The sequence below is a fragment of the Winogradskyella sp. 266wxhm genome, from assembly GCF_058964685.1.
On sequence record NZ_CM179559.1, the window covers coordinates 3493693 to 3506656 of the forward strand.

General features: G+C 32.9%; 9 protein-coding genes and 3 tRNA genes. 8 read left to right on the top strand and 4 right to left on the bottom strand.

The window, feature by feature from the left end; genetic code table 11:
• Positions 1-372, bottom strand: a complete 372-nt coding sequence (locus AC2H4K_RS15740) for a hypothetical protein (RefSeq protein WP_281139580.1) — start codon at positions 370-372, stop codon at positions 1-3.
• An 82-nt stretch (positions 373-454) separates the two neighbouring features.
• Positions 455-3007, bottom strand: coding sequence for an ATP-dependent Clp protease ATP-binding subunit (locus AC2H4K_RS15745; RefSeq protein WP_493742600.1), 2553 nt, complete (start codon positions 3005-3007; stop codon positions 455-457).
• Positions 3008-3288: 281 nt separating this feature from the next.
• Here AC2H4K_RS15745 and AC2H4K_RS15750 point away from each other — a divergent pair, with 281 nt between their 5' ends.
• The 3 genes from AC2H4K_RS15750 (at position 3289) to AC2H4K_RS15760 (ending at position 7725) form a co-directional block, all read left to right on the top strand.
• Complete coding sequence (locus AC2H4K_RS15750; RefSeq protein WP_281139578.1) at positions 3289-3819, top strand: DUF4352 domain-containing protein; 531 nt, start codon at positions 3289-3291, stop codon at positions 3817-3819.
• Between the two features lie 74 nt (positions 3820-3893).
• Positions 3894-6410 (top strand): DNA gyrase subunit A, encoded by a 2517-nt coding sequence (gyrA, locus tag AC2H4K_RS15755; protein ID WP_281139577.1) that lies wholly within the window; start codon positions 3894-3896, stop codon positions 6408-6410.
• 28 nt (positions 6411-6438) lie between these two features.
• On the top strand, positions 6439-7725 hold the full coding sequence (locus AC2H4K_RS15760) for a tetratricopeptide repeat protein (RefSeq protein WP_281139576.1): 1287 nt from the start codon (positions 6439-6441) through the stop codon (positions 7723-7725).
• Positions 7726-7780: 55 nt separating this feature from the next.
• Here the strand turns inward: AC2H4K_RS15760 and AC2H4K_RS15765 are convergent, their stop codons facing one another.
• Both AC2H4K_RS15765 and AC2H4K_RS15770 read right to left on the bottom strand, forming a co-directional pair.
• On the bottom strand, positions 7781-8533 hold the full coding sequence (locus tag AC2H4K_RS15765; protein ID WP_281139575.1) for a C40 family peptidase: 753 nt from the start codon (positions 8531-8533) through the stop codon (positions 7781-7783).
• Positions 8534-8542: 9 nt separating this feature from the next.
• Entirely contained in the window at positions 8543-9721 is a 1179-nt protein-coding gene (locus AC2H4K_RS15770; RefSeq protein ID WP_281139574.1) for an acetyl-CoA C-acyltransferase, read from the bottom strand.
• A gap of 113 nt (positions 9722-9834) precedes the next feature.
• Between AC2H4K_RS15770 and AC2H4K_RS15775 the strand changes: the two genes are divergently transcribed.
• The 5 genes from AC2H4K_RS15775 to AC2H4K_RS15795 all read left to right on the top strand — a co-directional run bounded on the left by AC2H4K_RS15775 (position 9835) and on the right by AC2H4K_RS15795 (position 12883).
• The gene (locus AC2H4K_RS15775) at positions 9835-11886 is read left to right on the top strand and encodes an HD family phosphohydrolase (protein ID WP_281139573.1); all 2052 of its coding nucleotides are present in this window, start codon (positions 9835-9837) and stop codon (positions 11884-11886) included.
• Between the two features lie 129 nt (positions 11887-12015).
• Positions 12016-12099, top strand: a tRNA-Ser gene (locus AC2H4K_RS15780).
• Positions 12100-12116: 17 nt separating this feature from the next.
• Positions 12117-12191: transfer RNA gene (locus AC2H4K_RS15785), tRNA-Pro, on the top strand.
• 34 nt (positions 12192-12225) lie between these two features.
• Positions 12226-12299 (top strand) — tRNA-Arg (locus AC2H4K_RS15790).
• Between the two features lie 137 nt (positions 12300-12436).
• On the top strand, positions 12437-12883 hold the full coding sequence (locus AC2H4K_RS15795; protein WP_281139572.1) for a hypothetical protein: 447 nt from the start codon (positions 12437-12439) through the stop codon (positions 12881-12883).
• The last annotated feature ends 81 nt before the right edge of the window (positions 12884-12964 follow it).

A 12964-nucleotide genomic window follows, 5' to 3' on the forward strand; every position in this document is an offset into this window, starting at 1 on the left:
TTAGTTTTTTTCGAATAATTGATCTTTCCACTCGATAGCATCTTCTAATGTTGTAAATATTTCGAAGGGTTTTCCGAAAAACATTTTCTCAATCTGAGCATTGATTTTTGTTTTATACTCTTTGGAAACGACAGCAAAACCAGCTAAGTTTTGAACTTCAGAAGCTCTATGATATATGTTTGGGTCTACAGAGTAGGAGTTGATTCTATTAGTTATATAAACATATGGCTTTTTAAAATGAAGCTCAATGTTTTCAATAAGGATTTCGTTAAGTTTATGGTCTACATGCTCCCCTTCATTGATAACTGCAATAACATAATTATCAAAGAAAGTAAGCGTGCAAAATTTTAATCTTATTATTGTTTCTTCCAATTTTTTGATTGTTTCTTAGACCATTAAGGTAAAAAAAAACTCCTCAATTTTGAGGAGTTTTTTCAATAAATTTATCAAAAGCCTAAGACTCAGTAGCTTTTCCTGAAGTTTTTATTTTGATTTTTAAAGCATCATTTTTTTCATCTAAATCCATAGAGATGGTATCTCCTTCGTGGATTTTTGAATTTATGATTTCCTCTGCTAAAGCATCTTCAACATATTTCTGAATAGCTCTATTTAGAGGTCTAGCGCCATACTGCTTATCAAAACCTTTCTCAGCAATATAGTCTTTTGCTTTATCTGTAAGCTCTAGTTCGTAACCCAAATCTTTGATACGCTTAATAAGCTTCACTAACTCGATATCAATGATTTTATTGATATCTTCTTTTTCTAAAGCATTGAATACAATAACATCATCAATTCTGTTTAAGAACTCTGGCGCGAATGCTTTTTTAAGAGCATTTTCTATAACACCTTTGGCATATTCAGTTTCTTGAGATTCTTTTGCAGAAGTTCCAAAGCCTACACCTGTACCAAAATCTTTAAGTTTACGAGCACCAATATTAGACGTCATAATGATTATAGTATTTCTAAAATCGATTTTTCTTCCAAGACTATCAGTTAAATAACCGTCATCTAGTACTTGCAACAACATGTTGAATACATCTGGATGAGCTTTTTCAATCTCATCTAAAAGTACTACGGCATAAGGCTTACGTCTAATCTTTTCAGTAAGTTGTCCACCTTCTTCATAACCTACATATCCTGGAGGCGCACCAATAAGTCTAGATACAGCGAATTTTTCCATATACTCACTCATGTCTATACGTACAAGTGCATCTGTACTGTCAAACAACTCGTTAGCTAAGACCTTAGCTAATTGTGTTTTACCAACACCTGTTTGTCCCAAAAAGATAAACGAACCAATAGGCTTGTTAGGATCTTTAAGACCAGCTCTATTACGTTGAATAGCCTTTACAACCTTTGCGACAGCATTATCTTGTCCTATAACTCTACCTTTAATAAGTTCTGGTAATTTTGCTAATTTGTTGAGTTCTGTTTGCGCTATTTTGTTTACAGGAATACCTGTCATCATAGAAATAACGTCAGCAACATTATCTTCTGTAACAATTTCTCTATGTTGTTTGGTTTCTTCTTCCCATTTTTCTTGCGCTGTAGCTAATTCTTTTTCAAGACGTTTTTCATCATCTCTAAGTTTTGCTGCTTCCTCATACTTTTGTTTTTTAACAACACTGTTCTTAGTTTCCTTAACCTCTTCAAGTTGTTTCTCTAATTCTATGATTTGCTTAGGAACATCAATATTTGTGATATGCACGCGAGATCCAGCTTCATCTAAAGCATCGATAGCTTTGTCTGGTAAGAAACGTTCTGTCATGTAACGGTTAGTTAACTTCACACACGCTTCAATAGCTTCGTCGGTATAATCAACGTTGTGGTGTTCTTCGTATTTAGCTTTTATGTTATTCAATATCTCTATCGTTTCCTCAACAGAAGTAGGTTCAACAATAACCTTTTGGAAACGACGCTCTAAAGCACCATCTTTTTCAATATATTGTCTGTACTCATCTAATGTTGTTGCTCCAATACATTGAATTTCGCCTCTTGCTAATGCAGGTTTAAACATGTTAGAAGCATCTAAACTTCCTGTAGCTCCACCAGCACCAACAATGGTATGGATTTCATCTATAAATAGAATAATGTCATCATTCTTTTCAAGCTCGTTCATTACGGCTTTCATGCGCTCTTCAAACTGACCTCTGTATTTTGTGCCAGCAACTAAGCTTGCTAAATCTAAGGTAACCACACGTTTGTTAAAAAGTGTTCTTGACACCTTTCGTTTTACAATACGTAGTGCTAAGCCTTCAGCAATAGCAGATTTACCAACACCAGGTTCTCCTATTAGAAGAGGGTTATTCTTTTTACGTCTACTTAATATCTGAGAAACACGTTGTATTTCTTTTTCTCGACCTACTACAGGGTCTAATTTGCCTTCTTCGGCAAGTACTGTTAGATCTCTACCAAAGTTATCTAAAACAGGTGTTTTAGACTTTTTATTTGTTTTACCAGACTGGCTACCTCCAAAAGGATTTTGCTTTGCATCCTCTTCTTCATTCATTTCATCATCAGAATATGATTCGGCTTTAGGCTCGTCTAGATAATCGTCTTCACTTGTAATCATAGATTTAAATTCGTCTTTTACATTATCATAATCAACTTTAAGTTTGTTTAATAACTTAGTAGTTGGGTCATTTTCATTTCTTAATATACACAATAATAAATGTGCTGTATTTATTGAGGTGCTTTGAAACAACTTAGCTTCTAAAAATGTTGTTTTTAAAGCACGTTCAGCTTGCCTTGTTAAGTGCAAGTTTTTCTTTTCGTTAGATGTTGATATAATATTAGGATTAGCCGGACTTAAAATCTCTACTTTGCGTCTTAAGTGATTTAAATCAACGTCTAATGCGCTTAATATATCTATAGCTTTTCCGTTGCCATCTCTTAATAAGCCAAGCATTAAATGCTCTGTACCTATAAAATCATGGCCTAAGCGTAAAGCTTCTTCTTTGCTAAATGCTATAACATCCTTAACTCTTGGGGAAAAATTATCATCCATAGTAAACTCCTTTCTGCATTAAAAATAGTAAAAACATATTATCTACAAGGCAAAAACCATACCTTAAATAAAATGGTTTAACGAATAGACTAAAAAAGCATTTTAAATCAAAGCAAATTCAATGATACTTATTAACGAAAAAGATATTAAAAATTGTTAATAAAAACTCCTAAATTAGACTTTTAAAAGTGCTTTAAACACTACTAAATTGGTTATATTAGCACGTTTTGAAAACTTATAGGAAATTAGCGTTTATTAAGTAATAAAATTTATTCAATAACTTGAATCAATTAACTATTTCTGTCAGTTTAATTTTAAAAAAAATTAATAAAGAATTAATGAAGAAAACATTTTTAATATTACTAATTGTGCCTCTATTATCGTTTTCGCAAAAAAACATTGGAATAGAAGATAAATTTAAAATAACTGAATCTATAGAAGCTTTTTCTACAGGTATATTATTCAGCAAAAGAGTTGAAATAAGTACAACACCTACAGGGACTAATGTGGAAAAGGCAGAAAAAGGTTATAAATTTTTGGAGATGATGATTAGGATGAAAAATATCACTAAAATTACACAGAGTTTAGATTTAGCAAAGTTTCAGCTAGTAGATGAGAAATCAACTGTTTACACCCCAAATTTATGTCAGGCTAATAACCTGAACAAAATTTATTGTGATAAATTTGACTTCAAGCTAAAAAAGAATAAAAAAAAGTTTATTCTAATTACTTTTTCACCTTTAATTCCTGATGATATTTCTATTAAAACTATTCGATATGATGGGGTTGATATCTATGATTTTAAAGAATAAAAAATATTAATAACAATACAGTATACAAGTATTTAGTCTTGTATATATACAAAAAAATCTAATAAATTTTATATATGGCAGAAGGAGAAAAACTCATTCCGATTAACATTGAAGATGAAATGAAATCAGCCTACATTGATTATTCAATGTCGGTCATTGTGTCACGTGCGTTACCAGATGTAAGAGATGGCCTAAAACCTGTTCACAGACGTGTACTTTACGGTATGCACGAACTAGGTGTTAGAGCAAATTCAGCACACAAGAAATCAGCAAGAATCGTAGGTGAGGTTTTGGGTAAGTACCACCCTCACGGAGATACTTCGGTTTATGATACTATGGTACGTATGGCTCAGGAATGGAGTTTACGATATATGTTAGTAGATGGTCAGGGTAACTTTGGTTCTGTAGATGGAGATAGTCCTGCTGCAATGCGTTATACAGAGGCTAGAATGCAGAAGATTTCTGAAGAAATGTTAGCAGATATTGATAAAGAAACTGTAGACCATAAACTTAATTTTGATGATACCTTAGAAGAACCAACAGTTTTACCTACACGTATTCCAGGTTTATTAGTTAATGGTGCTTCTGGTATAGCCGTTGGTATGGCAACCAATATGCCACCTCACAACCTTACTGAAGTTGTTAATGGAACCATTGCTTATATCGACAACAATGATATTGAAGTTGATGAGTTAATGCAGCACATTAAAGCGCCAGATTTTCCAACAGGAGGAACAATCTATGGCTACGATGGTGTTAAAGAAGCATTTCATACTGGTCGTGGTAGAATTGTAATGCGTGGTAAAGCCAATATTGAAGAAGTAAACGGACGTGAGTGTATTATTGTAAATGAAATTCCTTACCAAGTTAATAAAGCAGATATGATTAAAAAGACTGCTGACTTGGTTAATGATAAAAAGCTTGAAGGTATATCTACCATTAGAGATGAGTCTGATAGAAAAGGGATGCGTATTGTGTACGTTTTAAAGCGTGATGCCATTCCTAACATCGTACTTAATAAATTATATAAGTATACGGCTTTACAGTCTTCTTTTAGTGTAAATAACATTGCATTAGTAAATGGTCGTCCACAACTTTTAAATCTTAAGGATTTAATTCACTATTTCGTAGAACACAGACACGAAGTGGTTGTAAGACGTACAAAATACGAATTACGCAAGGCAGAAGAAAGAGCTCATATATTAGAAGGATTAATCATCGCTTCTGATAATATTGATGAAGTAATTGCTTTAATCAGAGCATCTGCAAATGCAGAAGAAGCTAGAGAAAAATTAATAGAACGCTTTAAACTTACTGAAATACAAGCTAAGGCTATCGTAGAAATGCGATTACGTCAGTTAACAGGTCTAGAACAAGACAAGTTAAGAGCAGAGTATGAAGAGTTAATGAAAACCATTGAAGACCTTAAAGATATTTTAGACAAAAAAGAACGTCGTATGGATATCATTAAGGAAGAGCTTGAGGTTATCCGTGATAAATATGGTGATGAGCGTCGTTCTGTAATTGAATATGCTGGTGGAGATTTAAGCATTGAAGATATGATTCCAGATGAAAAAGTAGTGATTACTATTTCTCACGCTGGTTATATTAAACGTACCTCTTTAACAGAATACAAAACTCAAAATAGAGGAGGTGTTGGGCAAAAAGCTTCAACAACTCGTAATGAAGATTTCTTAGAGCATCTATTTGTTGGTACAAACCACCAGTATATGTTGTTCTTTACTCAAAAAGGAAAATGTTTCTGGATGCGAGTTTATGAAATTCCGGAAGGTTCTAAGACTTCAAAAGGTAGAGCTATTCAAAACCTTATTAATATAGAACAAGATGATAAGGTAATGGCATTTATCTGTACACAAGATCTTAAGGATGAAGATTACATCAACAGTCATTATGTCATAATGGCAACGAAAAAAGGTCAGGTTAAGAAAACATCATTAGAACAATATTCTAGACCTCGTACTAATGGTATTAACGCAATTACTATTCGTGAAGATGATGAATTGTTAGAAGCAAAATTAACAACTGGCGAAAGTCAGGTAATGTTAGCACTTAGGTCAGGTAAAGCAATTCGTTTCGAAGAAGCTAAAACCAGACCAATGGGAAGAAACGCTTCAGGTGTTAGAGGTATAACTTTAGCAAATGATAACGATGAGGTAATAGGAATGGTTGCTGTTGATGACTTTGAAAGCAATATCTTAGTGGTTTCTGAAAATGGATATGGTAAACGCTCTAGTTTGGATGATTACAGAATCACAAACAGAGGTGGAAAAGGTGTAAAGACCATATCTATTACAGAAAAGACAGGTAACTTAGTATCTATAAAGAACGTTACGGATGATGATGATTTAATGATTATTAACAAATCAGGAATCGCTATTCGTATGGAGGTGGCAGATCTTAGAGTTATGGGAAGAGCTACTCAAGGAGTTAGATTAATTAATCTAAAAGGTAACGATTCTATCGCTGCGGTTGCTAAGGTTATGAAGGATGACGAAGAGTCTGAAGAGCTTGAAAAGGGTGAACTTAATGAGGATGGCACGGCTATTGATAATAATGAAACTGAAAACTAAAATTAACAATAAAATTATTTAATACGAGATGAAAAAATTAATGACATTAATGCTATTATTAGCAGTAACATCAATGTCCTTTGCACAGAAAAATGAAATTAAGGATATAGAAAAAGCGCTTAAGAAATCGAATTTCGCTGACGCTAAGTCTGCAGTTGCTGCAGCAGAAGCTTTGGAAGGCAATATGGACGATAAGTCAAAAGCAAAATTCTATTTCCTAAAAGCACAAGCATTATATGCTAACGGTGCAGGATCTGATGCTGACATTGATAAAGCAATAACAAGCTTAGATAAGCTTAAGGATTTAGAATCTTCAATGGGTAAGTTAAAGTATACTGATGAAGCTAATGAAATGAAAAACAATATGGTTAATTCTTTTCTAACAAAAGCTAATAAAGATTTTGAAAATAAGAATTATAAATCTGCTGCAACTAAATTCGAAAAAGTGTATAAGATGTCTCCTAAAGATACGCTTTATTTGTATTATGCTGCATCTTCAGCTGTTACCGATCAAGACTATGATAGAGCTTTAGATTATTATATTCAGCTTAAAAACTTAGGCTTTAAAGGGGAAAGAACAGATTATTATGCAACAAATACATCAACTGGCGAGGAGGAATTATTTAGTAGTAAATCAATGAGAGATATAGCAGCTAAAGGTAGTAGCTATAGTACACCAAGAGATGCTAAAAGTGAATCTAAGACAGCGGAAATAGTTAAGAATATAGCTCTGATTTACGTTCAGAAAGGAGAAAATGAAAAAGCACTAGGGGCAATGGCTGATGCTAGAGCTGAAAATCCTGATGATTTAGGTCTTTTATTGTCTGAAGCGAATGTATATCTTAAAATGGGCAATAAAGAAAAGTTCAAAGCTTTAATGGAAGAGGCAACAAAAAAAGATCCTAATAATGCAGAGTTACAATATAATTTGGGTGTTTTAGCAGCCGAAGGTGGAAATTTAGAGGCTTCAAAAAAATATTATAATAAAGCTTTAGAAATTGACCCTAATTATATTGATGCATATAATAATTTAGCTGTAGCTATATTACAAGGTGAAGCAGCTATAGTTGAAGAGATGAATAATCTTGGTACTAGTTCTGCTGATAACAAAAGATATGATGAATTAAAAGAAAAACGTTCTGAACTTTATCATGAGGCCATTCCTTACTTAAAAAAAGCTTTAGAATTGAAAAAAACCAATATTAATGCAGCTAGAACATTAATGAACATATATAGTGCATTAGGAGAAACTGAAAAATTTAAAGAAATGAAAACTAAAGTTGCAGAAATGGAAGCTTCGGCTGCTGGTAACTAATTAGAAATTTCAATTATATAATAAAAAAGCGACTTAAAACTAAGTCGCTTTTTTATTATATAATTTTCTTAATGACCCGCAACTTATGAGTATGGGTATTTTTGTCTACGTTATAAATACCACTATGATCTAATCGGTCAATACGAACTTTACCATGTGCATGAATGATGTAATTATCTTCCATAATAATACCAACATGAATAATATTACCTTCGGCATTATCAAAAAAGGCTAAATCCCCAGGTTCGCTTTCTTCTATAAAACTCAAAGCTTCACCTTGAGTTGCTTGTTGAGAAGCATCTCTTAAGAGTTTATGACCATTAAGCTTGTAAACCATTTGAGTAAAACCAGAGCAATCAATACCGAAAGGTGTTTTTCCTCCCCACAGATATGGGGAGTTTAAAAATAAAAATGAGGTTTTAATAATTTCAGATTTATCTTTTTTACCTGTAATTGCTGTACCATCAAATTCATGACCCAATAAGGCTAATCCTCGTAAGTTTGAACCAATAGGAATTGGGTATAATTGATTATTACTAGGATTTGAAACAAACTCTATTAAGTCTTTTGAAAGCTTTAATTCTGAATTTAATAATTCATCATAGTCGGATTCTTGGATTTCTAGATATTGTTTGTTATCAATCCAACCCTCATACTTATCAAAAGTAAATCGTATACGACTCCATTTTTTTCTTTGCTCCAATACTTTAAAAGCATCACCATATAGGGCTTGCGTTACCATTTCACTAGTATCGCTAGGCTCTAATCGAATAGGTACAATCCCGAGATTGCAGATGCCGTATTGCATAAAAGAAATTTAAGCGCGTTCTAATACCATTGCTGAAGCACCACCACCACCATTACAGATAGCTGCAGCACCATATTTGGCATCATTTTGTTGTAAAACATTAATTAGAGTAACAAGAATTCTTGCTCCTGAGCATCCAAGTGGATGACCCAAAGAAACAGCACCACCATTGACATTAACATTGCTATCTTCTAATCCTAATATTTTCATATTTGCTAATCCAACAACTGAAAAAGCTTCGTTGAATTCAAAATAGTCAACATCTTTAATATCTACATTAGCTTTAGCTAAAGCTTTTGGTAATGCTTTTGCAGGAGCTGTTGTAAACCATTCTGGTTCATGAGCAGCATCAGCATAACTTTTAATAGTCGCTAAAGGTTTAAGTCCAAGACTTTCAGCTTTTTCTTTACTCATTAACACTAGTGCAGCAGCACCATCATTTATTGTAGAAGCATTAGCTGCTGTTACGGTACCATCTTTTGTAAATGCAGGACGTAAAGCAGGAATTTTATCCATTTTTACATTAGTGTACTCTTCGTCTTTGTTAAATATAATAGGCTCTCCACGTCTTTGAGGAACTTCAACAGAAATAACTTCATCTTTAAATTTTCCATTATCCCAAGCAGCTTTAGATCTCTCATAAGATTGAACAGCAAAAGCATCTTGATCTTCTCTAGAGAAATTATATTCAACAGCACAAGCATCAGCACAAACACCCATAGCGTTATTGTCGTATGCATCTACTAAACCGTCTTTCTGCATACCATCCTCAAGAGTAGCGGGACCGAATTTTGTAGCACTACGTGCATGGTAATAATGAGGTATTAAACTCATGTTTTCCATTCCGCCAGCAACAATCACTTCAGCATCACCTAGTTGTATGGCTTGGGCAGCTTGCATAACAGCTTTCATTCCAGAAGAACAAACTTTATTAATAGTTGTACAAGGTACTGTATTAGGTATGCCAGCATAAATAGCAGCTTGTCTTGCTGGTGCTTGACCTGTTCCAGCTTGGACAACGTTACCCATTAAAACTTCTTCTACCATTTCTGGTTTTAAGTTTATTTTTTCTAGTGCAGCTTTTATTGCTACTGCTCCTAATTTTGGTGCAGGCACGCTAGATAAACTTCCCAAAAAACTTCCTATTGGTGTTCTAACGGCAGAAACTATTACAACCTCCTTGTTCATTATGTTTGTGTTTATATTAGTAGCTGCGAAATTAATCATTTTTTAAGAGAATTCGGAATGTATTACATATTATAGCGTTCTAAAATTTTATTATTTATTACATTTGATTGTATATGAATACACTTCTAAATAAATGGTATAAAAATCATGCCTTAATATACAAGGTTTTGTTGTTTGTAGTTACCACGTTTTTTATTGTTTACCTTTTTCCAAAAACAGGAAAATTTAGGTATTCTTTTGAAAAAGGAAAGCCATGGCAATCTGAAAATTTATATGCACCATTCAATTTTGCTATTAAAAAATCACAGCAAGAAATTGATAAAGAAAAGGTTGAAGTAGAAAGAAATAGTCCTGTTTATTTCGATGCAGATCTTGAAGTAAAAAAGGAAGTGGTATCTGATTATGTTCAGTATTTTAATCAGACATTTAAAGACTCTAGTTATTTGAAAATTCAAGATGCTGAATTATATGTTAAGGGAAAAGAGTTCATTAATAAGCTTTACAACAATGGAGTTTTAGATTTTGAATATAGTTATCCGGATAAAAAACAGGTAATTCTAGCGTCTTCTAATACAGTGCAAAAAGAGTTGCTATATGGTGATCTTTATGAATTAAATAGCTTAAGAAAGCTTATAGATCAAGAGTTTAGTAAAAATATTTCAGATGACAGAAAGAAAAAAATGATATCTGTTTTTTTTGATGTCGTTAAGCCTAATGTTACACTCAACGAGAATCTTACCAAACAGGTTTTAGATGAAGAATTATCAAAAATTTCCCTGACTAGAGGAAGTATAGAGAAAGATCAGCTCATTGTTTCAAAAGGACAAGTTGTAGAAGATGACCAATTCGATATTCTTGATTCTTTAAAGTCCGAATACGAATCACAAACATGGAATACCGCTAATTATAATTGGGTTTTGGTCGCTTACACCTTACTGGTGGCTTTAACACTTCTTATGCTTCTGTTATTCCTAAGGAAATACAGGATTGAAGTATTTCAAAACAATACCAAAGTAACATTCATATTCTTCAATATTGCGTTAATGATAACCTTAACAACTGTGGTTATCAATTACAATTCGCAATATATCTATGTTGTACCACTATGTATATTACCTTTGGTTTTAAAGGCCTTTTTTGATGCGAGACTTGGTCTGTTTTCTCACGTACTTACAGTGTTGCTTTTAGGTTTTATAGTACCGAATAGTTACGAATATATGTTCTTACAGATTATTGCTGGAATCGTAACTATACTCACCGTATCAGAGCTGTACAAAAGAGCAAATCTCTTTATTTCTGTAGGACAAATTACTTTTATTTATATTATAGCTTATTTTGCATTCTTTGTTATTCACGAAGGACAACTAACAGGTATGAAATGGGAAACATTTGGCTTGTTTGTACTTTGTGGTTTAGCAACGCTTTTTGTTCAGCCGCTAATATATATGTATGAAAAGATTTTTGGATTAGTATCTGATGTATCTCTTTTAGAACTTTCTGATACAAATACCAAATTACTAAAGGAACTTTCAAACAGAGCACCAGGAACATTTCACCATTCATTAAATGTAGCTAATTTAGCAGAAGCTTCTGCAAATGAAATTGGAGCTAATGCAATGCTTGTAAGGGTAGGAGCTTTGTATCATGATATTGGTAAAATGAAAAATCCAACGTACTTCACCGAAAATCAAAGTACCGGAATCAATCCACATAATGAATTATCGAATTTAGAAAGTGCTAAGATTATTATTGGTCATACTATAAAGGGTATAGAAATAGCTAAAAAAAATAACTTACCAGATAGAGTAATTGACTTTATAAGAACACATCACGGCACAAGTTTGGTTTATTATTTCTATATGAAAGAAAAATCTGTGAATGAGAATGTAAATGTTGAAGATTTTAAATATCCTGGACCAAAACCATTTAGTAAAGAGACAGCAATTTTAATGATGTGCGATAGTTTAGAGGCTGCATCGAAAAGCTTGAAGGAGCCAACAACCACAAAACTCAATGAATTTGTAGAAAACATAATTGATAAGCAGATGGAAAGTGGACAATTTTTGAATGCTAATATTACTTTTAAGGAAATTCAATCCATAAAAAAAGTATTAAAACATAAGTTAGCAAACATCTATCACCTTAGAATTGAGTACCCTGAATAGCAAGATTAAATATATATTGACAAGTCATAATATTTAATCCAAAAAAACTCAGAAAAATTGTTGCGAACTTTAATATGAAAGTTTACATTTGCATCCGCAATTTCAGGATAAGTTCTTTAAATATTGCAAGGAGAGGTGCCAGAGTGGTAATGGAGCAGATTGCTAATCTGTCAGCGCGTAAGTGCTGCCCGGGTTCGAGTCCCGGTCTCTCCGCAACAGATAACCAATTTCGGGGTGTAGCGTAGCCCGGTTATCGCGCCGCGTTTGGGACGCGGAGGTCGCAGGTTCGAATCCTGCCACCCCGACTTTTATGAGTTTTCATCACTTTTGTGATTGAATGGTCGCGTAGCTCAGCTGGATAGAGCATCTGCCTTCTAAGCAGACGGTCACAGGTTCGAATCCTGTCGCGATCACAAAAAGCCTTACTAATTACAGTAAGGCTTTTTTTTTGATTACACTCTCAATATTTAAATCATTATTTATCAATGTTTTTTGTTTGTTAATTCTTGATAATGTAAGTTTACAATATATTAACCAAAACTTATTCACTATGAGGAAATTACTCTTCTTTATGTCAATTTCATTTTTTTTCCAAATTTGTGTAGGGCAAACTACAATGACGGAATATAATTATCTTACTAAAGGATATAAATTAGATTTAGAAACAGGAAGAGATATTAAGAATGGTTATCGTATTTCATTAGCTTGTCCAACGATAACTCAAAAATTAAATGGAGCTGAAAGATCAATTACAATATATAAATTTATCCTATTAGAAGAAGAAAGGACGGTTGCCTTACTTGTTAAATTGGGAAGAACAGATACAAATTATATAGGTTATTATTGCTTGCCTGATAATAAAAGTGATATTGAAGTTTTAGAAAAAGCTACCAAAGATTTTTTCGATGATAATCAAAAATTAAATGATTTGGAATTTGCCAAAACACACTACTTATGGTTATCATTAAATTCTTTAAAATATGCCTTTTTAAAATAAATTTTGCTATTTGAAAAACAAGAGTAATAAAATCTTTACGTTCGATCACAAAAAGCCTTACTAATTCTAGTAAGGCTTTTT

What these genes read in the sequence shown, in the direction of transcription:
- AC2H4K_RS15775 (WP_281139573.1), top strand. Translation starts at nt 9,835, where the DNA reads ATGAATACACTTCTAAATAAATGGTATAAAAATCATGCCTTAATATAC.
- AC2H4K_RS15770 (WP_281139574.1), bottom strand. Translation starts at nt 9,721, where the DNA reads ATGAACAAGGAGGTTGTAATAGTTTCTGCCGTTAGAACACCAATAGGA.
- AC2H4K_RS15760 (WP_281139576.1), top strand. Translation starts at nt 6,439, where the DNA reads ATGAAAAAATTAATGACATTAATGCTATTATTAGCAGTAACATCAATG.
- AC2H4K_RS15765 (WP_281139575.1), bottom strand. Translation starts at nt 8,533, where the DNA reads ATGCAATACGGCATCTGCAATCTCGGGATTGTACCTATTCGATTAGAG.
- AC2H4K_RS15795 (WP_281139572.1), top strand. Translation starts at nt 12,437, where the DNA reads ATGAGGAAATTACTCTTCTTTATGTCAATTTCATTTTTTTTCCAAATT.
- AC2H4K_RS15745 (WP_493742600.1), bottom strand. Translation starts at nt 3,007, where the DNA reads ATGGATGATAATTTTTCCCCAAGAGTTAAGGATGTTATAGCATTTAGC.
- gyrA (WP_281139577.1), top strand. Translation starts at nt 3,894, where the DNA reads ATGGCAGAAGGAGAAAAACTCATTCCGATTAACATTGAAGATGAAATG.